The 26,290-nt window shown below is 37.7% G+C and carries 28 protein-coding genes and 3 pseudogenes; 24 read left to right on the plus strand and 7 right to left on the minus strand.

Features of this window, described 5'->3' with window-relative positions; all coding sequences use genetic code 11:
- On the plus strand, positions 1-1,641 hold the full coding sequence (locus LLY41_RS09540; RefSeq protein WP_286137436.1) for a type IA DNA topoisomerase: 1,641 nt from the start codon (positions 1-3) through the stop codon (positions 1,639-1,641).
- 394 nt (positions 1,642-2,035) lie between these two features.
- Here the strand turns inward: LLY41_RS09540 and LLY41_RS09545 are convergent, their stop codons facing one another.
- Positions 2,036-2,743 carry a hypothetical protein gene (locus LLY41_RS09545; RefSeq protein WP_095245399.1) on the minus strand — a complete coding sequence of 236 codons (708 nt, stop codon included), beginning with the start codon at positions 2,741-2,743 and terminating at the stop codon, positions 2,036-2,038.
- A gap of 25 nt (positions 2,744-2,768) precedes the next feature.
- Complete coding sequence (locus LLY41_RS09550) at positions 2,769-3,269, minus strand: hypothetical protein (RefSeq protein WP_095245400.1); 501 nt, start codon at positions 3,267-3,269, stop codon at positions 2,769-2,771.
- A 477-nt stretch (positions 3,270-3,746) separates the two neighbouring features.
- Between LLY41_RS09550 and LLY41_RS09555 the strand changes: the two genes are divergently transcribed.
- The gene (locus LLY41_RS09555; RefSeq protein WP_304587699.1) at positions 3,747-4,478 is read left to right on the plus strand and encodes a hypothetical protein; all 732 of its coding nucleotides are present in this window, start codon (positions 3,747-3,749) and stop codon (positions 4,476-4,478) included.
- Positions 4,479-5,162: 684 nt separating this feature from the next.
- Positions 5,163-5,444, plus strand: a complete 282-nt coding sequence (locus LLY41_RS09560) for an AbrB/MazE/SpoVT family DNA-binding domain-containing protein (RefSeq protein WP_095245404.1) — start codon at positions 5,163-5,165, stop codon at positions 5,442-5,444.
- 133 nt (positions 5,445-5,577) lie between these two features.
- Here LLY41_RS09560 and LLY41_RS09565 read toward each other — a convergent pair whose 3' ends face one another.
- Positions 5,578-5,979 (minus strand): hypothetical protein, encoded by a 402-nt coding sequence (locus LLY41_RS09565; protein WP_095245405.1) that lies wholly within the window; start codon positions 5,977-5,979, stop codon positions 5,578-5,580.
- Positions 5,980-6,019: 40 nt separating this feature from the next.
- On the opposite strand from LLY41_RS09565, the gene LLY41_RS09570 reads away from it, so the two are divergent.
- The 6 genes from LLY41_RS09570 (at position 6,020) to modB (ending at position 9,874) form a co-directional block, all read left to right on the plus strand.
- A complete protein-coding gene (locus LLY41_RS09570) occupies positions 6,020-6,394 on the plus strand; it encodes a hypothetical protein (RefSeq protein WP_286137437.1) in 375 nt (124 codons plus the stop codon).
- Between the two features lie 10 nt (positions 6,395-6,404).
- Positions 6,405-6,602 carry a hypothetical protein gene (locus LLY41_RS09575; protein WP_286137438.1) on the plus strand — a complete coding sequence of 66 codons (198 nt, stop codon included), beginning with the start codon at positions 6,405-6,407 and terminating at the stop codon, positions 6,600-6,602.
- Positions 6,603-6,634: 32 nt separating this feature from the next.
- Positions 6,635-7,192 carry a hypothetical protein gene (locus LLY41_RS09580; RefSeq protein WP_286137440.1) on the plus strand — a complete coding sequence of 186 codons (558 nt, stop codon included), beginning with the start codon at positions 6,635-6,637 and terminating at the stop codon, positions 7,190-7,192.
- Between the two features lie 161 nt (positions 7,193-7,353).
- The gene (gene corA / locus LLY41_RS09585; protein WP_095245406.1) at positions 7,354-8,310 is read left to right on the plus strand and encodes a magnesium/cobalt transporter CorA; all 957 of its coding nucleotides are present in this window, start codon (positions 7,354-7,356) and stop codon (positions 8,308-8,310) included.
- A gap of 156 nt (positions 8,311-8,466) precedes the next feature.
- Positions 8,467-8,988 carry a GNAT family N-acetyltransferase gene (locus tag LLY41_RS09590; RefSeq protein ID WP_095245407.1) on the plus strand — a complete coding sequence of 174 codons (522 nt, stop codon included), beginning with the start codon at positions 8,467-8,469 and terminating at the stop codon, positions 8,986-8,988.
- 217 nt (positions 8,989-9,205) lie between these two features.
- Complete coding sequence (gene modB / locus LLY41_RS09595) at positions 9,206-9,874, plus strand: molybdate ABC transporter permease subunit (protein WP_095245408.1); 669 nt, start codon at positions 9,206-9,208, stop codon at positions 9,872-9,874.
- Positions 9,875-9,907: 33 nt separating this feature from the next.
- Here modB and LLY41_RS09600 read toward each other — a convergent pair whose 3' ends face one another.
- Positions 9,908-11,107 (minus strand): iron-containing alcohol dehydrogenase, encoded by a 1,200-nt coding sequence (locus LLY41_RS09600; RefSeq protein ID WP_095245409.1) that lies wholly within the window; start codon positions 11,105-11,107, stop codon positions 9,908-9,910.
- A 252-nt stretch (positions 11,108-11,359) separates the two neighbouring features.
- On the opposite strand from LLY41_RS09600, the gene LLY41_RS09605 reads away from it, so the two are divergent.
- From LLY41_RS09605 to zupT, 7 genes and pseudogenes are all read left to right on the plus strand, one after another.
- Positions 11,360-11,788 (plus strand): MarR family winged helix-turn-helix transcriptional regulator, encoded by a 429-nt coding sequence (locus LLY41_RS09605; RefSeq protein WP_095245410.1) that lies wholly within the window; start codon positions 11,360-11,362, stop codon positions 11,786-11,788.
- Positions 11,789-11,876: 88 nt separating this feature from the next.
- Positions 11,877-12,815: a ring-cleaving dioxygenase gene (locus LLY41_RS09610; protein WP_095245411.1), complete on the plus strand. Its 939-nt coding sequence runs from the start codon at positions 11,877-11,879 to the stop codon at positions 12,813-12,815.
- Positions 12,816-12,836: 21 nt separating this feature from the next.
- The gene (locus LLY41_RS09615) at positions 12,837-13,439 is read left to right on the plus strand and encodes an alpha/beta hydrolase (protein ID WP_095245412.1); all 603 of its coding nucleotides are present in this window, start codon (positions 12,837-12,839) and stop codon (positions 13,437-13,439) included.
- A gap of 110 nt (positions 13,440-13,549) precedes the next feature.
- Positions 13,550-14,161 (plus strand): NAD(P)H:quinone oxidoreductase, encoded by a 612-nt coding sequence (gene wrbA / locus LLY41_RS09620; RefSeq protein WP_095245413.1) that lies wholly within the window; start codon positions 13,550-13,552, stop codon positions 14,159-14,161.
- A gap of 61 nt (positions 14,162-14,222) precedes the next feature.
- A complete protein-coding gene (locus LLY41_RS09625; protein WP_095245414.1) occupies positions 14,223-15,068 on the plus strand; it encodes a pirin family protein in 846 nt (281 codons plus the stop codon).
- Positions 15,069-15,233: 165 nt separating this feature from the next.
- Complete coding sequence (locus LLY41_RS09630; protein ID WP_095245415.1) at positions 15,234-16,586, plus strand: glycosyltransferase family 2 protein; 1,353 nt, start codon at positions 15,234-15,236, stop codon at positions 16,584-16,586.
- Between the two features lie 247 nt (positions 16,587-16,833).
- Positions 16,834-17,642: pseudogene (zupT, locus tag LLY41_RS09635) on the plus strand (zinc transporter ZupT).
- Positions 17,643-17,843: 201 nt separating this feature from the next.
- On the opposite strand, the gene LLY41_RS09640 reads toward zupT, so the two are convergent.
- Positions 17,844-18,710: a YitT family protein gene (locus LLY41_RS09640; RefSeq protein WP_095245420.1), complete on the minus strand. Its 867-nt coding sequence runs from the start codon at positions 18,708-18,710 to the stop codon at positions 17,844-17,846.
- A 149-nt stretch (positions 18,711-18,859) separates the two neighbouring features.
- Here LLY41_RS09640 and LLY41_RS09645 point away from each other — a divergent pair, with 149 nt between their 5' ends.
- The 8 genes and pseudogenes from LLY41_RS09645 to LLY41_RS09680 all read left to right on the plus strand — a co-directional run bounded on the left by LLY41_RS09645 (position 18,860) and on the right by LLY41_RS09680 (position 24,487).
- Entirely contained in the window at positions 18,860-19,393 is a 534-nt protein-coding gene (locus tag LLY41_RS09645) for a P-loop NTPase family protein (RefSeq protein ID WP_095245419.1), read from the plus strand.
- 103 nt (positions 19,394-19,496) lie between these two features.
- Positions 19,497-19,754 (plus strand): transposase, encoded by a 258-nt coding sequence (locus tag LLY41_RS09650; protein WP_304587705.1) that lies wholly within the window; start codon positions 19,497-19,499, stop codon positions 19,752-19,754.
- A 63-nt stretch (positions 19,755-19,817) separates the two neighbouring features.
- Positions 19,818-20,033 carry a hypothetical protein gene (locus LLY41_RS09655; protein ID WP_304587707.1) on the plus strand — a complete coding sequence of 72 codons (216 nt, stop codon included), beginning with the start codon at positions 19,818-19,820 and terminating at the stop codon, positions 20,031-20,033.
- A gap of 43 nt (positions 20,034-20,076) precedes the next feature.
- The gene (locus LLY41_RS09660; protein ID WP_304587708.1) at positions 20,077-20,667 is read left to right on the plus strand and encodes an IS3 family transposase; all 591 of its coding nucleotides are present in this window, start codon (positions 20,077-20,079) and stop codon (positions 20,665-20,667) included.
- Positions 20,668-20,857: 190 nt separating this feature from the next.
- Positions 20,858-22,062, plus strand: a pseudogene (locus tag LLY41_RS09665) (transposase); the annotation flags it as partial.
- A gap of 238 nt (positions 22,063-22,300) precedes the next feature.
- A complete protein-coding gene (gene spoIIP / locus LLY41_RS09670; RefSeq protein ID WP_286137561.1) occupies positions 22,301-23,449 on the plus strand; it encodes a stage II sporulation protein P in 1,149 nt (382 codons plus the stop codon).
- Positions 23,450-23,533: 84 nt separating this feature from the next.
- Positions 23,534-23,920 carry a hypothetical protein gene (locus LLY41_RS09675; protein ID WP_095246254.1) on the plus strand — a complete coding sequence of 129 codons (387 nt, stop codon included), beginning with the start codon at positions 23,534-23,536 and terminating at the stop codon, positions 23,918-23,920.
- A 429-nt stretch (positions 23,921-24,349) separates the two neighbouring features.
- Entirely contained in the window at positions 24,350-24,487 is a 138-nt protein-coding gene (locus tag LLY41_RS09680; protein ID WP_179289103.1) for a hypothetical protein, read from the plus strand.
- Positions 24,488-25,622: 1,135 nt separating this feature from the next.
- On the opposite strand, the gene LLY41_RS09685 is transcribed toward LLY41_RS09680, so the two are convergent.
- On the minus strand, positions 25,623-25,709 hold the full coding sequence (locus LLY41_RS09685; RefSeq protein ID WP_286137564.1) for a hypothetical protein: 87 nt from the start codon (positions 25,707-25,709) through the stop codon (positions 25,623-25,625).
- A 28-nt stretch (positions 25,710-25,737) separates the two neighbouring features.
- Positions 25,738-26,285: pseudogene (locus LLY41_RS22450) on the minus strand (ATP-binding protein).
- Between the last annotated feature and the right edge of the window lie 5 nt (positions 26,286-26,290).

Consider the following 26,290-nt stretch of genomic DNA (forward strand, 5'->3'; position numbering starts at 1 on the left):
ATGACCAAGGAAGGGATTATCAAAGCATTCAAAAACGCTAAAGACGGATCACATTATGAAGGTTTAGCTGCGGCCGGAAAATTAAGAGAAGAATCGGACCTCCTTATTGGAATGAATAGTACCATGATGGTTACAAAATTAAGCAAAAGTCCTAAAGTACTTTCTTTAGGTCGGGTTCAGACTCCTACTCTGGCCATGGTAGTAAGGCGGGATAAAACTATAGAAAATTTCTCTAAGGTTGTTCATTATTCAATTTCTGCAACAGCTAAAAACGGAGCTAAATATGAGCTTGTATTGGATAAAGATACTCATTTAACGAAAGGGGCTGCACAATCCATTTTAAAAACTCTCGGAAGCCGTACGGCTTTTGATATGACTGTAAAAACAAAGGAAGAGAAGCCTAATAAATTGTTTGATTTAACTGAGCTTCAGAAGTTTATGAATGAAAAATATAAATGGAGTGCAAGCCATACATTAAGCACCACCCAAGCCTTATACGAAAAACAATATGTAACATATCCTCGTACTAGTTCGGAATACATTGCGAACGATTCGGAACTCCCTGAACTGCTTGAAAAACATTCTGGCCATGAATGGGTTCAAAACATTCTTTCAAAGGGGTATAAGATTGAATCTTCATTTGTAGATCCTTCGAAAGTAACAGATCATGAGACAATTATTATTACATCTAAAGTGGCCAGCAACCTTTCGGGGGATGAAGCAACACTATATAATGTGATTTTCACCAGATTTTTAGCAGCCTTTTATCCGTATGCTGTAAAAGAAGAAGCAACAGCTACTTTTTTAGATCAAGAATACACATTTAAGGCGAAAGAAACTGTACTAATTGAGCTTGGATGGAGAGAGCTTTATGGTGAATCTCTTCAGGAAGGTTCGTTGAAGAATTCTAGTTTAAGTGATGTAGGAGAATACTCTTTAATTCAAAAAGAAACAAAACCACCAAAGAGATATACTGAAGGAACTTTATTACATGATATGAAACACGCAGCTAAGTTCCTGGATCAAGCAGATGATAAAAAAATGATGAAAGCAGTTGAGGGGATTGGCACCACAGCAACTAGGGATAGCATTATCGAAAAGTTAGTGCAGCGTGGCTTTATTGAGAAAAAGAAAAACCAAATCATTTCAACAACACTTGGCCGAGAATTAATAGAAATGATGCCTGAAGATTTTTCCTTGTATAGTGTTAAGTTAACTGCATTTTTTGAAACAATGCTATCCCAAGTAGAAAAAGGAGAATTGAAAGAAGAAACCTTTTATGAAGAACTTGAAGGGCTTCTGAAACGAACTGCTGAAGAAATTAAAGGAAATGTAAAAACTCTTTCTTCAGCATCAAATCCAGCCAAAGAATCTGTTGCTATTTGCCCGAAATGCAAAAAGGAAATTTATGAAAATAGCAAAGGATACTCATGTTCAGGATATAAAGATGGGTGCAAAACAACTATTTGGAAAAATGGATTAGAGAAGTTAGGGAAAAAGACTATTACCAAAAATGAAGCTGATAAGCTCTTTTCTGGTAAAACCATTAAGGTGACACTGAAGTCAAAACAAGGAAAGTCATATAAGGCCGATGTGGTGTTCAATATGGATAAAAACTGGATTGAATTTGCAAATAAGTAAAGTAAATTGGTATTAACTTTTTTTGGAACTTATGTAGTTTGCCCTCAAGAAAAAAAGGCCATTAAGGTAGCCTAGTCGTGTTTGTAATAATTTGAACAGTAATCATCAAACTGAGTTAGAATTTATTTTTAAAGTAATATACTGCTGCTGGAATTAAGTATAAAAGAAAAAAGATAAGAGGTCCGAATAATATTATTGTTCCCAGAATTTCATTGGTATGTTCTTTTGCAAAATTAACTCCAAAAATTATGGCTAAAATAAAAAGAAAAAACCAAAGTTTATTCAAAAGACCACATCCTTTACTATCTTAATTTCTGGCTTAATTTAGAGGGTTTTTACATAATCAAAAACAGGAAGAACTTAAATAAGATAGTCCTTCCTGTTTTTGAAATAGCTATTTAGAGACTCCTAGTAGTAAAATTCTTTTAGAACTTACTTCTACAACAAAAGAAATTTGTTCATAAATTGTAGCTAGTAATCTAACAGCAAAATTGTTCAAAATGTTTTCATTAAATAAAAGTCTGTCAGGTTCTGTTCTGAAATTAGGATAACATTTTTTTAAAAAATGTATCAACTCAGTCTCTGAAGATTGTTCAGTGAGATTTAACGGTTCAATAAAATTATTATTCAATGTGTAAATCTCTTTTTCTCCAGTTTCCGGGACTACTTGTGAATAATCTTTTTTTTCAAACCCATTAAATGGACTAAAGTAAAGTCCTTTAACAAACAAGTTTAAATCATTATTATTAATTTGATTGGAAAATTGATGGATTGAAGATTCAATTGGATTTTCAAGATGAATAAATTTTAATTGTTCACCTGAATATAAGAATCTTACTTGTTTAAAGTGTTTAGTATAAAGGGTTAATTTCTTCATATCATAGCCTGAAGGATTCCAAATATACTCAGAAAGACTATTACTAAACACATAGTTTCTAGATAGTAATAGTTGCTCTACACTAGATAAAGTTCCGGTATTAGTTCTGATCTCAGAAGGAATTCTTTCTTTTTTGGTTATAGACTTAAAGTCCTTGTTTTCCATTTCGTTTGTTATAAAAATGGATGTATCCTGAGAATCTCGTTTAATTGCCCAATCCTTCATAGACCATTTTATCTCCCATTCTTATTTACTTGACTGTAAATTTTGTAGACCAAAATGTAGCTACATTATATGGAATATCGCTTTCATATCCGTATATATAACCATGGACACTTGCTTGGTAACTGCCTTTAGTTAAAACAGGATTTGTAACTAGCTCAACAAAAGTCTTTCCGTTAAGTCCGCGTACAGGAAGATTATAATATTTTGATAAAGTTTTAGTTCCATCTACTATTTTATAAAATCTTACAGTAAGTTGTCCGGAAGTTAAAGGTCTTGTAGAAACTAAGTCGATGTCACACTCTGCATATCCTGTAAGACCCTGGCAAGTTATTACACCGCCACCAATAATAGCATTAGGTTGAATATCACCATTTAAATTGGTTTCCAATTCGTTTTCATCTACTTGGGACTTCTCTAATGAAGAATCACTCTGTAGATTAGTGCTTGCAAAATTTAAACTTGGGAAAGACGTTAAAACTAGTAAAAGCGTTAGAAAAACAATTAAAGACTTCATAATTTTTCTCATGAGTTATCTCCCTTTTTAAAGTTTTTTCACAATATAATAATTCTATATATATATCCATTTTTCCTCCTAAATTCAGGAAAAAACATTTATGAGCGAAAGGTTGTAAAGGAATGCTAAAAAAAATTTATGTAGCTACGTTTGGTACAATCTTGTTTCTTTTTGCCCTGAATTATATTAATACCGAAATAGCAAAGGATAACTTCCTTCCTTTATTTGTGTTGTTTGTTATTACTGTGATTATATGGCTAGTTAGATGGATCAGATGGTCATTAAGGAGAAAACAAACAAGAAACTGACAGGGTTTATACCTTGTCGGTTTTTTTGATGTTCAGAAAACCCCCTAATTATAGGAGATTTGAATCATAGCACACAATCCCATAATTTTTACATTTTTAAAAATTATTGGTATTTTTGGATAATTTAAGGTAAGATTAAAGTGTGTAAAAGTCATTGTCCACTAATCTAAGGGGAAAAACTATGTTTAAAAAGACATTAGTATCATTACTTTCGGTTGCTGTATTACTAAGTCCAGTATCAAATGTTTTTGCCAACAGTAATGGAACTCAAGAAATTACTGACAAGAAGGCTTATTTAGATTCCTTGAAAAAGGAAGAAAAGCAATCTATTGAGGTTAGAGGAGAAAAATACGACGTTTATCAGTATCAACAAGCTGATGGATCTGTTAGAATGGAAGCGCATAGCCCTGAAGGCAATGTAGAAGCTTTTAAGTTGGATGACAACGTTTTATATGATGAAAATGGTAAGAAAGTTGCGACTTTCAATGAAGAGTATGTTCCGGAAAGTGAGGCATTAACGCCAGCTTCAAAAGAGACAGATAATGAAATAGGAATCATGGCATATCATGAATCGAAAACCTCTCCGTATCCAAGTAGCGACTATACAATAAATAAAGGTGCAACTTATGGTAATGTACAGCTGTCAACAAATATCAAAAACATGACAACTGGTGCTTTGGCTGTTACTATAGGAGTAATTTCAACTGTTCTAGGGACTGTAATATCCTCCATGCTGATTGCTATTGCAATTGAAACTGACATTAATGCGTATGCTATATTCTACAAAAAGCAAAGATGGGATCATAAGAGTTTAGGTATTCTTGCTCAAGAATATTTTGTCACTATGTATTGGGATCCTAACCGTCAACACCAAGCTGGTACAACCAAAAAATACTATTTGCTCTATAGCTAAGACAATTAATTAATAATCTAGTAAATAATGACTTTTACACATTTTTTAAAGTGGAGGAGTAAGTGAAAATGAATGAAAATACCAATGAAACACAACTTAGCATTTACCATTCTCTCATTACAGTAGGTATCCTGTTTTTGATTATTTATTTAATCAAACAATCGACTGAAAACTCCTTCTTATATGCTGGATTGTTCTTTATTAGTAAAAGTGTAGTTGATGTTATATTTTACAAATTGGGTTTTACATTTAAAGGGTTCGGTATAAAGAAAATGCTTATTTTAAACAGTGTACTCTTATTGTTTTTTATTGTTTGGAGTTTTATGAAATAAGTATTAAATTTCTTATATTAGGCACTTTTGAATTAAATATTCTCTGATAATTAAAAAGTTTCCGGCATTATTTACTGAATCTTTCAGATTGTTGAAGACGTTGTAAACAACAATTAATAAAAACTGTTTTTGTTGTTATGTTAACCGAAACCTATTAAGTAGACACCAAGCAGCGATAAGATGACTTCGGTAAGCAGCCGGAGTCATCTTTTTTAAGTTCATATTGAATAGCGTCAGAATTAAGCGATCTTAGCATATGAAGTTTTTGTGAAATGTTGGCGATACACCTTATAATTAGTTTGCTATAATAATAAATATTTTGATGGATAGAGTTGGGAAAGGATGATTTTCAATGAAAAGCATTGGTGTGGTTAGAAAAGTTGATGAATTAGGAAGAGTTGTTCTTCCCATTGAATTACGCAGAGTTTTTAATATAGAAATAAAAGATCCCTTAGAGATCTTTGTTGAAAACGATAAAATAATTCTCCAAAAATATAACCCTGGTAAAGCTTGTGCTATAACCGGAGAAATCACACCTGAAAATAAGACCTTTGGAAACGGAGAATTAACTTTAAGCCCTAGAGGGATTGAAATGTTACTTCAAGAATTGAACGACTATCAATTACAGCGTTAATGTATAATCTGGTTGGTGTTTAAAAGAATTTTTAAAGCCTACGAAAAAATAAGCCAAATCCTTTTACCTAATAGGAATTTGGCTTTTGTCGTGTCAAATTTTGCTTACAACACAAAATTTTCGAAGTGCCCCCTTAAAGTTCTAATGAATTTTCTCTTGAGTATTCCTTTAATCGTACTTCAACTAGCTTTTCAAGGAAGTTATCAATATCTCTTTCAGATAACTTTCCTATAGGTCCTCTCAAATCTTCTGGATTTTCGATTTTGTATCTACTGTGGTATTCGAGCCGGATAATAGTTTCTTTCTTCATACCGGCTTCTTGAATGTCCCTGATAACTACACCATTTTTTCTATAGCGTGGTTTATCCATTTGGCCAGTTGTTTGGCAAGCATAAACAGAATCATCCAAAGGATCCTTAAATATTACAACCGGACGATATTTTCTTTTAAGTGGTTCAAGAAAATTTCCTTCGTTGTCTCTGTACTCTACGTACATAGTAAAACATTGTCCGGTTTCTAAATCCCTATCACTCATCTTTGTCTCCTAAAACAATTTTCAGCAGTTGATAAAGCTAATGTCTAAGCAGGAAACTGAATTTGATTCCAGAATTAATTGCACTCTCAAGCATACGGCTGACAAAGTGAATGCTCTTGCATACATAGCTGCCGGGAAGAACAAAGGAGATTGGGGATTAGGCTATACAGCCACTCCGTTGGATTTTGCTGAGCATCCTGAAGATTCTCTCTCTATGAAATTTGGATTGTTAATTGATGATAATCTTGATTTCTATATTGAGCAGATCTCAAAAGAAGGGACATGGGATATTTCCTGGAGCTGGGGACAATTTGATAAGGAATTCCAAGTTGCACGCAATCATTGGAAAGGAATACTTGCAGTTAAGCGATATAAAATATTGCATTCTTTTGGAAGGCTTGATTTTGATAAATGAGGTGAAAATTATGAATCTAGTGATGAAAAGGGACTTAGCTGAGAGGCTGGACCAGGCAGAGACAGATGTGCTGCACTCCAGATTGACAGCTATTAAAAAACGGGATGGAAACCCAATGGGCGTGGAGATAAAAAAATTTGGCCAGACAACCGCTTTTTTTTGCCAGGAATATTCCGGGTCCAACCTTCAATCTCGTAAAGGGGTTTAAGGAAGCCGATACCGAAGTTCTTGACCAAATAGTTGATTTCTACCAGGGAAAAGGGATTCCCATTCGATTGGAGATCACACCGTCAAACGGATCATCAAAAAGGATTTTATCAATGTGATTTCCATACCACTCTGTTTGCGGAGCCATCAGATCTTAAGGATCTTCCCATTCATGCTGGTATTTATATACGCAGGATGCAAAGAAAGGATTTTGGACTTTTCGGTGAGGTTTATACAAAGGGATTTGGCATGCCAGGATTCCTTAGCCAGGGGATAGCTGAAAATAATGAGGTGCTTCATGGCAATGAAAAATGGGTCTTTTACCTCGCTTTTGTAAACAGCGAACCAGCTGGAATAGGTGTCATTTTCATGGAGGAAGGGGTGGCAAATCTTGCCGCTGCGGCTGTTTTGCCTTCTTTCAAAAACAGGGGAGTCCACAGTGCGCTTATTCAAGACCGAATCTCCCAGGCGATTACAAATGATGCCGAGCTGGTGACTGGTCAGGCAAGGTTTGGTTCGGTAAGCCAGAATAATATGGAAAAAGCGGGTATGAAAATTGGATACACAAAAGCAATTTGGATCAGGGAATAAAAACATGCATGGTCTGACTTGAATCGGAAAAGTATTTTCTTGTTTAACAGAGCAAGGTGAAGAGGTAAATAATAAATATCCAGTGGAAGAGTCTTCATTAGGATATCGGTATCAAAAGTGGAAAAAATACGTTTACAGAATGGAAAGACTAGGAGACAATCATGATTAGAATACAAGCTGTTAATAAAAAAAATGAACTGCAGAAAGATATTACATTTGAGCGGCTGAAAGCAGAGTGGGAAAGTTATAAGTGGTTTTGGGTTGATTTTGATCAGCCAACCGAGGAGGAAACTGCTGAGCTCGATAAGACTTTTCATTTTCACCCCCTGGCAATAGAGGATTGTGTTGTCAAACTCCAGCGCCCCAAAATGGACTATTATGAAGACTATAGCTTTTTTGTCACCCATAGCCTAAATCATATTAACGAAGATAAACAGGAAATTAACTTTTTTATTGGTTCAAATTACATAGTATCCTACCATCATGACCTCTCCAGGGAAATGGATGATGTCTGGGAAAGGCTGAGCTTGAGTAAGAAGATTAGTAAATGGGACCCTTACCTGGTCATGTACCATATCATTGATAAAATAGTGGATAATTACTTTCCCATCGTTTATCAGCTGGAAGATCGTTTGAGTCTCATTGAAGACAACCCAAATGATGAAACGATGGAAGAATTATTGGAGAAGTTATTTGATATCCGCCATCATTTATTGCAGATAAGATATACAGTCATTCCGATGCGGGATTTAATATACCGTGTCATTAATTCCCATAGGCTTAAAGGCGTAAAGGAAAGATACGAATACTTTGCTGATATTCATGACCACTTATTGAAATTGACTGAAATGATTGATGAAAACAGGGAATTGACAACCGATATCCGTGACAGTTATTTATCGATCAACTCCCATCAGACAAACCGGGTAATGAGAGTTCTTACCGTGATAACCACCATATTTATGCCATTAACCTTCATTGCGGGAATTTACGGAATGAATTTTGAAAACATGCCGGAATTAACATGGAAATATGGATACTTTGAAACGCTGTTATTAATGTTTATTATTGCCTTAGGCATGTTTTGGTGGTTTAAGAAGAAGGGCTGGTTTCGATAAAGCATAATGAAAGCTTTGCGTGAAATTTTTGGCAGAGCTTTTTTTTGTTTTGTTTTGAGGAAGGGAGGAGAACTTTTTACTTATATGGAATGTTAATGTATTAGATTCGCCAGAAGTGGACAGGTTAGATAAATTAAAAGAAACGGGTGAACGGGAATGGATATTTTCGAGGTTAAATCCATTGAAGGATACAAAAAAGAGCTGTCCAAACTATTAATTGAGGTGGTAAATGAGGGAGCATCAATAGGGTTTCTGCCCCCGCTTGGTCAAGCTAAGGCAGAGGAATATTGGGAGGGTTTATTAAAAAACAAAGATATGGTTTTGTTTTTAGCTGTAATGGATGGGAAAGCTGCCGGAACAATCCAGCTCCATTTATGCCAGAAAGAAAATGGAAGCCATCGTGCGGAGATTGCAAAATTAATGACTGACCCCTCCATCCGCAGAAAGGGTTTGGGACGATTGCTATTAAAAGCGGCAGAAGATAAAGCGAAGCAGGAGGGCCGAAGCCTGCTTGTGCTTGATACTAGAGAAGGTGATGTTTCCAATATCCTTTATCAATCAGCAGGATATATTAAAGCAGGCATCATACCAGGCTTCGCACAGTCTGAACAAGGCAATCTGGAGGCAACAGTGATTTACTATAAAAATCTGATCCGTGACACAAAAACTTCAAGATAATAGAATGCTGCTCTTAATTTTTCATTTATAATGATTAGGTATATTATATTTAACAGATGTATTTTTATTTATAAAGGAGTTTATATGATTATTTTCAATCAGCTGGGAGTATTAAAAAAGAGTAATAACCGGGATACGAAACAGCTTTTCTACAGATTTATGCAAGCTGAACAAGGAATGTCTAAAATGGAGCCATACGGTTTTTTTACCTGCTGAAATGATTCAATCCGAATACTTTTGGTCACCGGTTAAACTCTCACTGGAAATTGCCTCTATATCGCTTCTCGCTGTTTTAGTAATAGGGGTTTTAGCTGCAAAACTGATGGCAAATCGGACGTTTAAAGGCCAGGCAATTATAGATACTTTGCTGCTTTTGCCATTGGTCCTTCCGCCTTCCGTTGTAGGATTTTTGCTTATTGTGGTTTTTGGAAAGCAATCTTTCGTCGGACGAGGGATTGAATCGCTGTTTAACGGGCCAGTCATATTCACGTGGTGGGCTGCTGTTATTGCAGCGGCCGTTGTAGCCTTCCCTCTGATGTATCAATCTGCCAGGGCTGGTTTTGAATCCATTGACAATGAGGTTGAAGACGCCTCTAGAGTCGATGGTGCATCAGATTTAAAGGTTTTTCTGCATGTAACGATGCCGCTGGCTTCTAAAGCTATCATGACAGGAGCAATATTAAGCTTTGCAAGGGCAATAGGAGAATTCGGTGCCACATTAATGTTTGCAGGCAATATTCCCGGAAAGACACAAACACTTCCCACCGCGATCTACGTTGCTATGGATTCAGGAGATATGGAACTGGCTTGGATGTGGGTTTCAATTATATTACTGATTTCAACTTCCATGCTTGTGTTCATGAATTTTATAAAAAAACGGTTTTAGAAAGGCAGATTGCAGTCAAATGCAACCTGCCTCTTACTCTTTTATCAGCTGGTACAGTCTAAACATATCATCTCTGCTGAAGATTTTCGGAACAGGATACAGGGGATTTGCTTCCTTTAAGGCACGTTCAGCCATGATTGGAATGTCCCTGTCTTGAATTCCGCTCACTTTTGGCGGAATCCCCATGCTGCTGTTTAGGGATTTTATGCTAAGAATAAAATTTCGGGCATTTTCTTCAGCCGAATCTGTCGCATTGCCGATACGTGCGGCCACTGCCAGCTCAGCCAAAGGATCCCATACTGTCTCTCCATAATGCTCCAGGACATATGAAAGGATGACGGCATTTGCCAAACCGTGAGGGACCGAATAAAAACCTCCGAGTGTATGGGCAATAGCATGAACATTGCCAACGTAGGCCCTGGTGAAAGCCAGTCCTGCAAGATAAGCAGCTTTCTGCATATTGGCTCTTGCCGTCAGATTTTCTCCATTCTTGTATGTTTCATAAAGATTATTATAAATGAGCCGGACTGCATCAATGCTGAATTTTCTAGTCTCTGCTGTATTGCTTCTGCCAATGTAGGCTTCGATGGCATGGGTTAGTGCATCCATACCGGTTGCAGCTGTTATATGAGGAGGCATTTGTAAAGTAATCAACGGGTCAAGAACAGCATAATGCGGGATTAAGTTCAAATCAATGATCGCATATTTCTCGTGTGATTCGCTGTCAGTAATGACCGCAGCAACAGTGGCTTCACTTCCAGTACCTGCTGTGGTCGGGACTGCAAAAATGGGAGGGAGCTTTTTTCTAACCTTAAATTGGCCTTTCATTTGTGAAATGCTTTTCTCTGGCCTCACAACTCTTGCACCAACTCCTTTGGCGCAATCAATCGGAGAACCCCCGCCAAAAGCTATAATCCCCTGGCAATCCTTTTTTTTATATACGTCAAGTGCTTCTTCTATATTCGTAATTGTAGGATTTGGAATGGTTTGATCATATATATAAAACTCAATGCTCTTTTTCTGTAAATTTAACAGCAAACCATTCATTAGGCCAAGAGCACTGATGCCGCTGTCAGTTACAATCAGAATTCTGCTGATGTCATTCTTCTTAATTACATCCGGAAGCTTATCCAGGCTATTGGCGCCTTCTAATAATTCCGGTTCCCGCCATGGCAGAAAAGGCGATGCCAGCTTGAAGGTTTTTTGAACCATTCGGCAGTATGCATTATACATTCCCTCACCCCTTAAATTTATCGGAAAATTCCAACATTATAAATCATATATACCTTTATGTTAAAGAAGAAGTCAATATGCTGAATGATTTAAAATGGCCGGTGTTTAATAATGTGAAAAACACTCGGCTAAATTAAAACAGCTGACTGAAGAAAGAGGTCTTCAATCCAGAAGATTGACACAATCAGAAATGTATTTTATAATTATCTCGAAATCAAGATAAATTAATTTGAGGTATTGGCAGGTGATAATATGAAAAGGTCGTGCCCTAATCCGGCCTTCCTGATTCTCATGCAGACATCCAAATCCATTCATGAATGCATAAAGGACAGTATCACCAAATTTAGCCTTAGCATGACCGAGTTTGCAGTGCTGGAAGCTCTATACCACAAAGATATGCAAACGATACACGAAATTGGTAAGAGGATATTAATTACGAGCGGCTCGATGACTTATGTAATTGATAAGCTTGTGGAAAAGGGATATGCAAAACGGAACGCATGTCCTAATGACCGCCGGGCGATTCATATTGGTTTAACTGACAAAGGAAATAAGTTATTGGAAGAGATTATGCCGAAACACCAGCAATGGGTTAATACATTTTTTGAAGAACTGAATTCAGCTGAGCTGGATCATTTAGTAAATTTACTTGAAAAAGTTAAAAAACGAACAGAGAGTTAAAACTAATATCTTGAATTAAAAATATTTGAATTGAAATGAGTTTTATTGGCTGAATTTAGGATACATTAAATAGGAAGAGGTGTTTACAGTGGGCAGAAAAACTAGTGGGATCCATCATATCACTGCCATCGTCGGCCATCCGCAGGAGAATGTCGATTTTTATGCAGGAGTACTGGGTTTGAGAATGGTCAAGCAGACCGTAAATTTTGATGACCCCGGCACTTATCATCTCTACTTTGGCAATGAAGAAGGAAAGCCGGGGACAATCATTACTTTCTTTCCATGGGCGAATGCTTTCCAGGGAGTCATAGGGGATGGCCAGGTTGGGGTAACCTCCTATGCCATTCCCATGGGTGCCCTTGGATTTTGGCAAGACAGATTTGAGAAGTTTAATATTTCTTACACAATGGAAAAAAGATTCGGAGAAGAGTCGATTAAGCTTCTTGATCCACATGGCCTTGTATTAGAAATGGTAGAAAGAGAAGAGGGAGAGATGAATACATGGTCTTTTGGAGGCATCACTCCTGATGCTGCAATAAAGGGTTTTGCTGGAGCGACACTATATTCAACCCAGCCTGAGCAAACGGCACATTTGCTTGAAACAGTTATGGGCCTTGAACGCATTGGGGAAGAGGGAGAAATGATCCGGTTCCAATCCACTGCCCGGATCGGCAATGTCATTGACCTGAAAAAAACTTCCGGCAAGCGCGGCCAGATGGGTGTCGGCACAGTCCATCATATCGCCTGGCGGGCAGAAGATGACGAGGATCAATTGGAGTGGCAGGAATATGTGAGATCAAATGGATATGGTGTGACGCCAGTCAGGGACCGGAATTATTTTAATGCCATTTACTTTCGGGAGCAAGGGGAACTTCTTTTTGAAATTGCAACCGACCCACCTGGATTTGCGCATGACGAATCACCTGGGAAAATGGGAGAGAAGCTGATGCTTCCAGAACAATATGAGGATATGAGAAATCACATCGAGCGGAAACTAATCCCAATTGAAGTTAGAGAATTGGATTAAAAAGAAGAGGGGGAAGATACTTTGAAACATATTTTTCAAAAAGGAAAAGATGCTTCTAAACCTGTGTTATTGCTGCTTCACGGAACAGGAGGTACAGAAACTGACCTGCTTCAGCTTGCAGGGCATATTGATCCTGAGGCATCTGTCCTTAGTGTGCGGGGAAATGTGCTGGAACATGGTATGCCGAGGTTTTTCCGGAGACTGGCAGAAGGTGTCTTTGATGAAGAAGATTTGATTTTTCGCACTAAAGAATTAAACGATTTTTTAGATGAAGCTGCACAGAAATATGAATTTAAACGTGAAAACATAGTGGCAATTGGCTATTCGAATGGAGCTAATATTGCAGGAAGCTTATTATTCCATCATAAAAACTCATTAAGAGCGGCGATTCTGCATCATCCGATGGTTCCAAGGCGTTGTGCTGAATTGCCTGATCTTAGCGGAACATCGGTATTTATCGCTGCAGGAACCAATGACCCGATTTGTCCTGCAGAAGAATCAACTGATTTACAGTCTTTATTGGAAAGTGCAGGAGCGAAAGTCGAGCTTCACTGGGAAAGTTTTGGACACCAATTAACCATGGGTGAAGTTCAGGCTGCAGCCCGCTGGTATAAACAAATATAAAACTAGTTAATGAAATGAATTAAAGGGAAGAGAATGAAAGAATAGGCGGTGCTGATATGGGTATCCTATCAAGGTTATTTGGAAATTCAACTAAAAAGGAGACGATTCATATGGAAAATGTGAAATTGGCCGTAATTTTTTACAGCATGGGCGGAACAAACTATCAATTGTCTAAATGGGCGGAGGAAGGCGGCAAAGAAGCTGGTGCGGAAGTTAAAGTTTTTAAGGTTCCAGAATTGGCACCGCAATCTGCAATTGAAGGCAATCCTGTATGGAAAGCTACTGTTGAGGCAACAAAGGATGTGCCTGAAATTAAGCCGGACGATCTTGAATGGGCAGATGCCATTATATTCAGCGTGCCGACCCGTTTCGGCAATATGCCTTCCCAAATGAAACAGTTCATTGATACAACTGGCGGTCTTTGGGCGAAAGGGAAGCTTGCTAATAAGGCAGTAAGTGCAATGACATCAGCCCAAAATCCGCATGGGGGCCAGGAAGCAACTATCCTTTCCCTTTATACTACAATGTACCATTGGGGAGCGATTGTGGCTGCTCCTGGATATACAGATCCGGTTCTCTTCGGAGCAGGCGGCAATCCGTATGGAATCAGCGTAACGGTTGACCAGGATGGGAAAATGATTGAAGATGTGAAGGAAGCTGTTAAGCATCAGGCGAAAAGAACCGTCACAGTTGCTGGGTGGATTAAAAAAGGTAATCAGTAATTACAGATGGAGCAATTGTTTTTCAATTGCTCCCTTTACATGTAAAGGGGAGAAATGGCGTATGGAAAATGAGGAAATTACTAAGCGGAAAATTGTTTCAATCAGGAAAGTAAATCTGCAGGAACATAGCCCCATTCATGCAGCAGGCCCTGTGATAGAACCAGGGAAGTGGGAAAAATTTGACCCATTCCTTTTGATGATGGAAGATAAATTTCAAAAGGGAGCGTTTGACGTACATCCGCATCGCGGGATTGAGACAGTAACTTATGTCATCGAAGGCGCCATTGAGCACTATGACAGTCATTCCGGTGAGGGCGGTGTGTTAGGCCCTGGAGATGTACAATGGATGACAGCTGGCAGCGGTGTCGTCCATAACGAAGTGCCAACAGAAGGAATAACTGCCCATTCGCTGCAGCTGTGGATCAATCTTCCCAGCGAGAAAAAAATGACAGCACCAAGATATCAAAATCTTAAAGGCAGTGAAGTTCCTGTCAGAGAGGAAGAGGGCGTTACTATTAAAGTCTTTTCCGGATCCTCCAAAGGGGTTGTATCTCCTGCCTTAAATCATGTGCCTGTTACGATGATTGAAGCAAGGATGAAAAGAGGCGCGGCAGCCTCGCAGGACCTGCCTGGAAGCTACAAAGGCTTCATCTATATTTTAGAAGGCAGCGGGGTTTTTGGAGAAAATGAAGTCAATGCAGCAAAAGGCCAGGTCCTTGAATTGGGAGATGGCGGGAACGCTGGAAGCGAAATTTTCGTAAAAGCTGAAGAGCCTTTGCGCTTTTTACTATATGCAGGCGAGCCAGTCAAAGAACAGGTTGTGGCACGTGGACCGTTTGTCATGAATACCGAAGAAGAAATACGGACGGCGTATAAGGAATATATGAATGGTACCTTTCTAAGGTAAGATACGGGTGAGGAGCAGTCTAAGGCTGCTCTTTTTTGCGGGAGCAATGCTTCAGACATTCAAAAAAGAAGACATTCTGCCTTGAATACTTGTATAAATTACCAGGTTACTTAAATGATAAAATACTATATTTTTTAATTAACTATATTCATTGAAGGTGAGCTTATGGTGCCGAGTTCTAAACCTGCAGATCCAGTCATAAATCGCAGGAGAAAAAAAGTTTATCTATCCATAAATAAGAAATTTGTCATTAGTCACCTGATTTCTATATTATGGATGGCTTTCTCTATATATATCTCACTGCCCTGGCTGAAGGATTTAGCAGAAATTGTCACATACCCGATCAGCATTCTTATTATTGGAGGTATTGCCTATGTACCGGGCTATATGAATGCCTTTCTGGTAATGAGTCTGCTTTTGGACAAGCAGCCATCTTTTAAAAATTCGGATCCTGATAAGGAAGTGACATTGCTGGTAGCTGCCTTCAATGAAGAAAAAACAATCTTTCAAACGTTAAGCTATGTGGCGAGCCAGGACTATCAAGGGAAGATTAAGGTAATCGTTATAGACAATCGTTCTACAGACAATACGCAAAATGAAATAGTAAGAGCTCAAAAAGAGCTTAACCTTACGATTGATACTTTGAAGGAACCTAATACCGGAAAATTCCATGCATTAAATAGAGGTCTTCAGCATGTGACAACAGAGTATGTTATCACACTTGATGCAGATACCCTGCTGCATCCTTCAGCAGTCCGCTTTTTAGTATCGCGCATGGAAAGCAGTCCTGAAGAGGTGTGTGCGGTAGCAGGCTCCATGCTTGTGCGCAATAGCCGTGAAAACCTTTTGACTAAAATACAGGAGTGGGACTATTACCTGGGTATAGCTTCAATAAAGAGGCTGCAGGGGTTATATCAGGGAACACTGGTTGCCCAAGGTGCTTTCAGTTTATACAAAACAGATGCAGTCCGTCAGGTAAATGGCTGGCCCGATGCCATTGGTGAAGATATCGTATTAACATGGAGACTGCTTCAAAAAGAATGGAAAGTGTACTTTGAGCCTCTGGCTGCAGCTTTTACCGATGTTCCTTCCTCTTTATCTCACTTTGCAAAGCAAAGGTCGAGGTGGGCAAGGGGAATGATTGAAGGCCTGAATGAAATTAAGCCATGGAATCAGCCGCAAATTTACACAAAATACTTAACAGGCGTTAACCTGGTAATGCCATATCTGGATATGGTGTATACTTTCTTCTGGATTCCGGGATTGATGCTTGCGTTCTTCGGTTATTTCTGGATAGTTGGACCGATGACCTTGTTTGTCCTGCCGCTTACCATTTTAAGCTACGGTATCTTATATATATATCAAAAGCATTATGTGTTTAAAAATCTGAACCTGAAAGTCAGAAAAAATATTTTAGGATTCTTAACGTTTATCCTTATCTATCAAATGATAATGTCGCCCATATCTGTATGGGGATACCTTCAGGAGCTTTTTCAATTAAAACGTGTCTGGGATTAATCCTTCGCTGCAATAAAGAGCGAAGGTTTTTTATTTTTTAATGCACATTTTCCTCATTTATTCTTATAATATTGAAGAAAAAATAATCGAATAGTCCTTTTTTATTGCTTTTGGTTTGGGTTGGAGATAAAATGTTTACCAAAGTAAACTTTTTAAGTTAGGCGCATATACTTATTGATATATATTTTTTAATGCAAAAGTTGCCCTGGAGAAACTTTTTGGCAATAGAGAAAAAGGAGAGAGTGTAATGTCGCAGGAAGTATTATTTGCATTGGGTCTAACATTGTTTGCCGGCTTAGCGACAGGTATTGGCAGTTTAATGGCTTTTTTTACTTCTAGAACGAATACGAAGTTTTTATCATTGGCACTTGGCTTTTCCGCAGGTGTGATGATTTATGTCTCCATGATTGAGATCTTTGTAAAAGCCAAAGATGCACTTGTAGGAGCACTAGGTCAAGTAAGCGGCAACTGGGCAACTGTTGGAGGTTTTTTTGGGGGATACTCCTTATTGCATTAATTGACCGGTTTATTCCTAAAAAGGATAATCCCCATGAAGTGAGGACGGTTGAAGAAATGAATGAATCCGGAAATGCCGTCAAGGATCCGGCACTCTTGAAAATGGGAACCTTTGCGGCATTGGCGATTGCGATTCATAACTTCCCGGAAGGAATTGCAACATTTACTTCTGCACTCCAGGATCCTTCACTTGGAATCGCCATTGCGGCGGCCATTGCCATTCATAATATACCGGAGGGAATAGCTGTCTCAGTTCCTGTCTATTATGCCACAGGAAGCAAGAAGAAAGCTTTTAAGCTCTCATTTTTATCAGGACTGTCTGAGCCGATTGGCGCAATAGTGGCCTACTTGATTTTAATGCCATATTTAAACGATGTCATGTTTGGTGTCATTTTTGCTGCAGTTGCCGGAATAATGGTGTTCATTTCTCTTGATGAATTATTGCCGGCTGCCAAGAAGTATGATGAAGCCCATACATCCATTTATGGTTTAGTTGCAGGAATGGCCGTCATGGCTCTCAGTCTGCTGCTGTTTATATAACAAAAAAGCAGTCTCCCAAACTGGTGCATGTGAGGGAGGCTGCTTTTTTATCGCAGTCTAACGGGCAGTAAGACCCCCACTTCAAGACTCAGAGGAATCAATGGAGGAGAAGGGGGGGCAAACTGCCCGTAAAGGCCCGATAGGTTCAACTAACAATCAGTGGGGAGAAAAGCACTTCCCACTGATTGAAGTTTCACTTTATTAGTGCGCTGTACCTTTATCAAAATTGCTGCCGCTGACATCGGCAATATTTTCAATAGCCACTAATGCTCCAGGGTCAATATCTTCTACAATGGAACGGAGCGTTGATAGTTCAATCCTTGTTACGATTGTATAAATGATCTTTTTGGGCTCTCCAGTAAAAACACCCTGGCCCTGAATATAAGTCATTCCGCGTCCCAATTGCTTCATAAGCTCTGCAGAGATTTCTTCAGGCATATCAGAAATGATCGTAACCGACTTCAGCTCTTCCATACCTTCCACAACGATATCAATCATTTTGTAGGCAATATAATAGGTGATAATGGAGTACATGGCTGTTTCCCAGCTAAAAACGAGAAAAGCTGCAAGAATAAAGATAAATACGTTGACAATCATGATAAATTGGCCGACAGATACCGGACGCTTCTTGCTGACCAGGATGGCGATAATCTCTGATCCATCCAAAGCTCCGCCAGTTCTGATCACAAGGCCAACCCCTGTTCCCAGAATGACTGCTCCAATGACTGTTGCCAGAAATAAATCATCTGTAACAGGCTCAAAATGATGGAGATATGCGGTACTTGCGGATAAAACAATTACTCCATATAAGGTATGTATCGTGAATTTCATTCCAATTTTGCGGTAGCCAATATAGAGAAATGGCAGGTTTAAAACAATCAGGAATATACTCATGGTCATCCCGGTCAGTTCAGCAGCGATAATGGAAAGACCGATAACGCCGCCATCGAGAATATTATTGGGAACGAGAAAAAACTCAAGTCCTGCCGCTGCAATTACCGCACCCAGCGTAATCATGATGAGCTGTCTTATCTCTTTTAACACCCTTTTTTTCTTTGTCATTGCCATATGATCAAGCCCTTCTTTTTTAAATACTTTCATATTATAGCACTTATTAGGCTGGTCTTTTAAGTAAGAATTACTTTAGCTTCAAAAGAAGGAATAAAAGCACAGATGTTGAATGTAATTAAACGGATTCGGCATGGGAAGGTGATTATTTGAAAAGAGTAATGGTGATTGGGATTTCAGCAGGCGCAGGGAAATCAACCTTTGCCAGAAAACTAGGAGAAAAAACGGGCATTGAGGTGCATCATCTGGATGTTTTATACTGGAAGCCCGGCTGGGTGGAAAGCGGACTTCAGGAATTTTCGGATGCACAGCGTGAAATAGTGAAAGAAAAGCAATGGATTATTGAAGGTAATTACAGCAACACTTTTGAAATCAGGGGAGCTGTGTGTGATACAGTCATATATCTGGAAGTTCCCCTGTATATCTGTCTGTACAGGGTATTGAAAAGATGGCTGACCAATCTGGGGAAAACACGGCCTGATATGGCAGCCGGGTGCAAGGAGAAAATGGACTGGAAATTTATTAAATTCATACTGACAACATACAGAACCCGCAAAAAGAAAATGGCTGAACGGCTTGACAGATTTGCAGCAGAGGGTAAAAAAGTCATTGCACTGAAAAATAAACCGGATATTGATTCATTCATAGAAGATTTTGATGTTAAGACTAACGATGCTTCATAGAATACAAAAACCCCTGCATTTTGTTAATGTCCCCTTTAAGTAGACCAAAAAAGCCTTCATGTTACCATGGAGGAAAGAATGCTACTTGGAGGGGATTTTTTCTATGGCAAAGAAAGGGCAAACTTTTAATAGCTATTCGGTGGAGTTTAAACATAATGCCGTCATGAAATACGTGAATGGGTCTAAGAGTTTTAAAGTATTGGCAGAAGAATTGGGAATTCGTAACTGCAGCCAGCTTAAAGTGTGGGTTAAGAAATGGAAAGATGGAGTCCCGTTTGATGAGCGTAAAGGAGTCTCTAACCCATTAAAAGCCGGCCTAGGACTAAATTCAAGTCGGTTGAAGAGGAAAGAGATTACCTAAAAGCACAGGTTGAATTTTAAAAAAGCAGTATCCAAATCTGGAGGAAGAAACATACCCAGAAGAATGAAATATGAACTGGTTGATGAGTTAGGAGTACCTATCCGGTCTCTTGGCTGCTGGAGATTGCCTATATCAAACCGGCTAGCTATTACAAATGGAGAAAAACGAATGGTAAACGGGAAGAAAAGGCTAGGGATGAACAAGTCATCCGTGAGCACATTTGGGGGATCCATTTCATGCATCCTGAATTTGGCCAGCCTCGTATTCCTGACGAATTAAATGAAAACGGGTATTTAATCAACCACAAGAAAGTTACAGGCTGATGACGGAAATGGACATACAATCAGTCGTCCGAAAGAAGAGAAAACGGCATGGTCATAGTCCGTCTATCATCTTCCCTAATCGCCTTAAAAGAAATTTTTGGGCTGCAGGACCTAATCAAAAGATGGTAACGGATATAACATATGTGCCTGTTGGAGAAGAATTTTATTATGTATCGGTCATCCAGGATCTCTTTAATAACGAAATAGTAAGTTGGGAGCTATCTAAGAGAAATGATCTGGAACTTGTGTTAAATACAGTAGAAAAATGGACAAAGAAAAAAGACGTAGCTGAAGCCGTTCTCCATTCAGATCAAGGCTTCAAGTATACGTCAAAGCTATACAGCAGCCGCTTGGAGGTTTATGGCATCAAGGGCAGCCACTCTCGAAAAGGAAACTGCCTGGACAATGCCTGTGTAGAATCGTTCTTCTCACACCTCAAGACCGAGAAACTGTATATAAATAAATGTAAGTCAAAAGAAGAACTAGAACAAGCTCTTGAGGATTACATCTACCATTACAATTACAAACGAAGACAAAAGAAACTAAAGAAACGCGCGCCGATTGAATATCGACACGCGCTCACTGCTTAGCTTTTTATGTTGTCTACTTGACAGGGGCAAGACCGAGGCTGGGACAAAACCCTCCTCTGAAATGAAAAAGCCTGTGAAATTTTACGAAGTGTAAAATTTCACAGGCTTTGATTATTTTGAATAAAAAATAAGGACATTCTCTGTTAAAATTAAGTTACCACACAAAATCCAAACAGAAAGAAGTGTCCTTATGTTTAAAGATTATAACATGAATCAATTAATTTTGCCTTTAGATTTAGAAGTAAAGTTACAAGAGAATGATATTGCCTTCCATATACATCACTTAGTTGAAAGTATTCCACTTAAAGCACTCGAACCATTTCTTCGAAATGAGTGGTGCCCTGCTTATCATTCGCGCATGATGTTAAAAATTATCTTATGTGCTTATAAGCAGTCTGTCTTTTCTGGTCGAAAAATCGAAGCACTTTTAAAAGATAGTATCCGTATGAATTGGCTAGCTCAAGGTTATGAACCAAGCTATCGCACCATTAATCGTTTCCGTGTTCAACCCGAAGTAGTAGAACTAATCCGACAATGTTTCGTGCAATTCCGTTGCCAACTTGTACAAGAGAAATTAATCGATCAAGAAGCTATTTTGATTGATGGTACAAAAATAGAGGCAAATGCGAACAAATTTACATTCGTGTGGAAAAAGACGATTGAGAAATATCACAAAAGCTTAATTGAAAAATCATATCAACTGTACAACGAGTTGCTTGAAAAAGAAATCTTACCTGAAATTGAACGAGAAAGTGATGAGCAATTAACACTTGAGGAACTCGACCACATGGTTCAAAAAGTAGATGAAGTCATTACTAAATATAACCAAAAAAGTGAAGCATCACCGAGCGTAGAAGAAAGAAAAGCATTAAGAATTGAACAAAAATATCCGAAGCAAGTGCGTAAGCAGTTGACTGATTATATTGTGCGGAAACAGAAATATCAACGAGACTTTGAAATCTTTGGCACACGTAATAGTTATTCGAAAACAGACCATGATGCAACATTCATGCGAATGAAAGATGATTATATGGAAAATGGTCAATTGAAAGATGGTTATAATGTACAAATCGCAACGGAAAGTCAATACACGCTTGCCTATAGTTTATTTTCAAATCCGACAGACACACGTACTTTAATTCCGTTTCTAGATGAAATCGAAAATTAATGGTGAACGAGAAGTGGGAACATCAAAAAGAATATGTGAGAGCGAAGCTTTCAGAAGAAAAAACAGGTGCTATCTATCGTCAACATAAGATTGACGTAGAACCAGTTTTTGGATTCTTGAAGGCCAATTTGCGTTTCACTCGATTTTCTGTTCGTGGAAAATCGAAGGTCAAGAACGAAATGGGTCTTGCATTAATGGCTGTGAATTTACGAAAATTCACGGCCAACAGATAAGAGTGTATAAGAATTAATAGCAAAAAATAGAGAAAGGAGAATTTGAGTTCACCCAAATTCTCCTTTCTCACTATTTGAAGCTAGTTATGTCCCAGCCTCTTTTTAATTTCTAACTAAAGAATAGGTGTGGGGACTTTCTACTAATTTACTTAATTGTTAGAAAAAAATAGTAGAGAATATCATATCATTGAAAAAATTTACATATCCTAGATTAAAGGACGGTGAAATTTAAATGAAAAGTAATCTTTATAGAGATAATAAATTCTCAATCATTACTTTTAAATTTAAAACTATTATTTTTTCAATGATAGTAATAGCAACATTAGTATTTTCACTGATTATTAATTTAGGGCTCTCATCAGAAAATATCCAGAAAACCTTATCAGGAATAGAATCAGAAAATTTATTTGCACAATTTATTAGAGCAGAAAACCATATCTTTTTTGCATCAGAAGAAGTATTTACGATTCCACCAATATCAGAAATCCTTTTTGAACTTGCAACTAATATAAAACCCAGAGATACTAGAAGCTTTTTGGGAAATGAGCTCCCTGGATTGAATTTTTATGATACAGAGATTGTAGTTGCAGGAGAAGGAACTGACCTATCCACACTCCCTTACGAATCCGCTCCTCCATTAGAAGTTCTTCTGAAAGAAAAAGAGGTAATTGAAGAGGAACTCCAAAATAATACTGGGATAGAAGATCAAAAACCTTTGTTAAACAAAGAACCTAATGTGTTTGTATATCATACTCATAACCTTGAGTCTTTTCTCCCTCTACTAAAAAATGCGTCCAGGTCAAATGAAGCCGTTAGTTCAGATGAAAGGGCGAATGTGGTTGCTTTAGGTAAAAGATTAAATCAAAAATTAATTGGTGCGGGTATCGGTGTAGAGCATAATAAAACAAATATCAATAAAGAGTTATTAGAGAGGAAATGGGATTATTCTGCCTCTTATAAATTATCAAATGAGGTTATACAAGAAGCTGTAGCGGAAAATAAGAATCTTAAATACTTTATTGATATTCACAGAGATTCTGCCAGGAAGGATGTAACCACAAAAGTAATTGATGGTAAATCCTATGCGAAGTTGTATTTCATAGTGGGTAAAGAAAATGATAATTATGAAGAAAATCTAGAATTTGTTAAAAAAATTAATACTGAACTAGAAAAGCGCTTCCCTGGAATTAGTAGAGGAGTATTCTTAAAAAATCGATTAGATGGAAACGGAGTTTATAATCAAGATGTATCCAACAGGGCATTGCTAGTTGAAATAGGAGGCGTTGACAACACGCTGGATGAATTAGGAAGAACTACAGATGCATTTGCAGATGTGTTTTCAGACATATACTGGGAAGAGTACGGAGGGAAAAAAGAATAGTATTACATTTATTTGAAAATATTGAAGGGATTACCTATGTTTTGTGGAATATATAAAATATTAAGAAAATAGGAGGTAAGTCTTATGAGAAAAATGAAAAAAATTATTGGTTCAGCAATTTTAGGTATTTCACTCTTGTCAGTGTCATTACCTGCCTTTGCTGCAACTCTTGTAGATGAAAAAGGAGAAGTAGAAGTTCAAGCGGCTCCTACACTTTCTCCTTCTTCACAAACAATTTCAGTCGGCAATCAGGCAAATATGACTCTCTATCATAGTGTATCAAAAGCGCCTTATAATATAAGGGTTAATAAAGGGAATGGTAGTACTTTTAGTATTTATACTGATGATAGAACTGTTCACTTAAGCTCGATGGGATATAGCAGTAGAGGAACATTCTACGTATCTGCAGTTGTATACGATGTTGATGGCACTGGATGGATATCCAATAAAGCAACAGTTGTTGTGAAATAGAATAAACTAATCTCTTCTCTTCAAAGAAGTTGCCAATATGGCAACTTTTTTTAGGAGGAATTATTTTAATAGAAAGGTAATAAACATATAAGAGAACAATATTTTTGATGATCCTAGCGTGGAAATTAAGGAGTGAAATACATGGACAGGTTTAGTGCTAGTCCAATAATATGGCTATTATTTATGTTTATATCCACCCTAATTTCTTATTTTTCTTTTAGTTGGCAACTTACTACGGGATTCTTCTTTACAGGATTTTTTATGTCTATCTTTTCTTTGGTAAAAACATCTATTAATAATGGTGAATAATAATAAATGGATTTGTTTTTAGAATATAAATGAATCACTAATAATGTAACTTTTCGAAGCATTAAAACGATTAATATATAAATGGTTAAGAACTCCACTAATTTGCAAGGAGATGATGATTTGAACATTGTTGGGGAATTAAGGGAATTGAAAAATTTAAAACCTAAACAGGATTTTATTGTTAAAACAGAAGAATTGTTACGAATGAAGGCAAAGAAGTTATTAGAAGAAAATATCCATTCAAAAAAAACTAAGTAAGATTCATGGAGGAAGTATGTCTGGTTATAACAATATTTTTCATTATTATAAAGGTCAGCCAAAAGGTTCAATGCAAGAAACAAAGCATTTACAGATTGAGAATAATTTAACAAAGACATTTCTTAATGTTCTACAGCATTCCTCATCAGATATGACATCAAAGTTCCTCAAATTTGCCGGGTTGAGCACCATAGTTACTCATTCCTTTGAATATCGATATCAACATCTAATGTATTGAGTAATGCATCAAGTATAGGCGCTGTTATCGGAATGGCAGAGAGTTATGAAGTACGTAATAGTAAAGATAAGACGTACACGATACCTGATGGGGCAATTTTATCGGAAGACGTACCTGTTCTAATTGAAACTAAGATAGGTTATAACTCATACCTAACTCATCAACAGTTAGAGGGGCATAAAAGCTGCTTTGCACCTAGGTCAGCGTATAGTTGAGAAACCGATTATTTTGACCTGGAAAGATGTTCAGGGTTTTTCAAAGAAGAGCTTGGATGGTATAAAGAAAAAGGAGATGAGGTAACTTGTTTTTTTCTGCAGCAGCTTGAGGAATTTTACTTGATCAATAATATAGGTGATCAGAAAAAAACAAAGGAATATTTCTTTCTTAAATTTGAGAAGGATGTTGCAAGGAATATGGCCAGGGAAGTTGATCACTATATATGTACTGAGTTTGCTGATGATCTCAGGGACCCGGATACAGCTAATGGAATAGGATATAGTAGGAATGAAGGCAAAAATTTGCGACCTTAACAACAGCAAGACTAAGATGCTTAATACTACATATAGGAAAAAGAGAAGAAGGTTTGGGTTTAGAAATACAGGAAGAAATTGATTCTATGTTAGGGAAAAAGTATACTCGAACAGAAAATGATAATAAAAATATCCACATGAAGCATTTATAAGGCTAGAGTGGGTGCCTGATATCGAGTATATAAACAAAGCTGTATTTGTCAATATTAATTTGAGCCAGAGCGATCACTTCAAAAGTGAGACACTTCATTCTGCATTATTACCATATTTGGGGGATGTTTGGGAGTTTAGGTGATCTTGCCCCTCGGGGCAAGATCACCTAAACTCCTCATGCTTCCAGACTACTGGTCACACTCATTTCTTTGTTTCATACTCTGCCTAAACCGATAAGATTCCCATTTAATAAGAGAATGTGGGCCTTATGAGTAAGTCTATCTAGGAGGGCAGCTGTCATTTTTTCATCACCAAAGATAGATGTCCATTCAGGTAAACTCTAGATTGGTCGTAATCATTACACTAACCCGTTCGTGTCGACCGGTAAAGAATTGAAACAATAGTTCAGATCCTACTTTCGTAAAAGGTACATATCCAAGTTCATCGACAATGGTCACATCAAATTTGAGCCATTTCTTTTCTAATGTCCCTAGCTTATGCTCCTGATTGGCCAGTAAAAGTTCTTCTACTAATTCAGCCGCTGTAATAAACTTGACCTTATAGCCATTCTTAATCATTTCAAGTTCAAGACCGGTAGCTAAGTGGGACTTTCCAGTCCCACTGTTCCCCAAAAAATGACGTTTTCCTTCTTCTCCACAAACTCTCCTTTTGCCAAAGTTAAAAAACGATTCTTATTCAAGCTTGGCATTAAGCTAAAATCATAGTTATCTAGGGTTTTATGAACAGGAAAAGCAGCTTGTTTAAGTCTTCTCTGTCTTTGATTTTCCTCTCTAGATTCAGATTCTGCTTCCAGTAGAGCTAGTAAAAATTCCTCATAACTTAAATTACGCTGATTATTGCAGTGAAAATGAGCCACTTATG

Source organism: Cytobacillus firmus (assembly GCF_023612095.1).
Lineage (GTDB): Bacteria > Bacillota > Bacilli > Bacillales > Cytobacillaceae > Cytobacillus.

What these genes read in the sequence shown, in the direction of transcription:
- LLY41_RS09540 (WP_286137436.1), top strand. Translation starts at nt 1, where the DNA reads ATGACCAAGGAAGGGATTATCAAAGCATTCAAAAACGCTAAAGACGGA.
- LLY41_RS09545 (WP_095245399.1), bottom strand. Translation starts at nt 2,743, where the DNA reads ATGAAGGATTGGGCAATTAAACGAGATTCTCAGGATACATCCATTTTT.
- LLY41_RS09550 (WP_095245400.1), bottom strand. Translation starts at nt 3,269, where the DNA reads ATGAGAAAAATTATGAAGTCTTTAATTGTTTTTCTAACGCTTTTACTA.
- LLY41_RS09555 (WP_304587699.1), top strand. Translation starts at nt 3,747, where the DNA reads ATGTTTAAAAAGACATTAGTATCATTACTTTCGGTTGCTGTATTACTA.
- LLY41_RS09560 (WP_095245404.1), top strand. Translation starts at nt 5,163, where the DNA reads ATGAAAAGCATTGGTGTGGTTAGAAAAGTTGATGAATTAGGAAGAGTT.
- LLY41_RS09565 (WP_095245405.1), bottom strand. Translation starts at nt 5,979, where the DNA reads ATGAGTGATAGGGATTTAGAAACCGGACAATGTTTTACTATGTACGTA.
- LLY41_RS09570 (WP_286137437.1), top strand. Translation starts at nt 6,020, where the DNA reads ATGTCTAAGCAGGAAACTGAATTTGATTCCAGAATTAATTGCACTCTC.
- LLY41_RS09575 (WP_286137438.1), top strand. Translation starts at nt 6,405, where the DNA reads ATGAATCTAGTGATGAAAAGGGACTTAGCTGAGAGGCTGGACCAGGCA.
- corA (WP_095245406.1), top strand. Translation starts at nt 7,354, where the DNA reads ATGATTAGAATACAAGCTGTTAATAAAAAAAATGAACTGCAGAAAGAT.
- LLY41_RS09590 (WP_095245407.1), top strand. Translation starts at nt 8,467, where the DNA reads ATGGATATTTTCGAGGTTAAATCCATTGAAGGATACAAAAAAGAGCTG.
- modB (WP_095245408.1), top strand. Translation starts at nt 9,206, where the DNA reads ATGATTCAATCCGAATACTTTTGGTCACCGGTTAAACTCTCACTGGAA.
- LLY41_RS09600 (WP_095245409.1), bottom strand. Translation starts at nt 11,107, where the DNA reads ATGTATAATGCATACTGCCGAATGGTTCAAAAAACCTTCAAGCTGGCA.
- LLY41_RS09605 (WP_095245410.1), top strand. Translation starts at nt 11,360, where the DNA reads ATGAAAAGGTCGTGCCCTAATCCGGCCTTCCTGATTCTCATGCAGACA.
- wrbA (WP_095245413.1), top strand. Translation starts at nt 13,550, where the DNA reads ATGGAAAATGTGAAATTGGCCGTAATTTTTTACAGCATGGGCGGAACA.
- LLY41_RS09625 (WP_095245414.1), top strand. Translation starts at nt 14,223, where the DNA reads ATGGAAAATGAGGAAATTACTAAGCGGAAAATTGTTTCAATCAGGAAA.
- LLY41_RS09630 (WP_095245415.1), top strand. Translation starts at nt 15,234, where the DNA reads ATGGTGCCGAGTTCTAAACCTGCAGATCCAGTCATAAATCGCAGGAGA.
- LLY41_RS09640 (WP_095245420.1), bottom strand. Translation starts at nt 18,710, where the DNA reads ATGGCAATGACAAAGAAAAAAAGGGTGTTAAAAGAGATAAGACAGCTC.
- LLY41_RS09650 (WP_304587705.1), top strand. Translation starts at nt 19,497, where the DNA reads ATGGCAAAGAAAGGGCAAACTTTTAATAGCTATTCGGTGGAGTTTAAA.
- LLY41_RS09655 (WP_304587707.1), top strand. Translation starts at nt 19,818, where the DNA reads ATGAAATATGAACTGGTTGATGAGTTAGGAGTACCTATCCGGTCTCTT.
- LLY41_RS09660 (WP_304587708.1), top strand. Translation starts at nt 20,077, where the DNA reads ATGACGGAAATGGACATACAATCAGTCGTCCGAAAGAAGAGAAAACGG.
- spoIIP (WP_286137561.1), top strand. Translation starts at nt 22,301, where the DNA reads ATGAAAAGTAATCTTTATAGAGATAATAAATTCTCAATCATTACTTTT.
- LLY41_RS09675 (WP_095246254.1), top strand. Translation starts at nt 23,534, where the DNA reads ATGAGAAAAATGAAAAAAATTATTGGTTCAGCAATTTTAGGTATTTCA.
- LLY41_RS09685 (WP_286137564.1), bottom strand. Translation starts at nt 25,709, where the DNA reads ATGACAGCTGCCCTCCTAGATAGACTTACTCATAAGGCCCACATTCTC.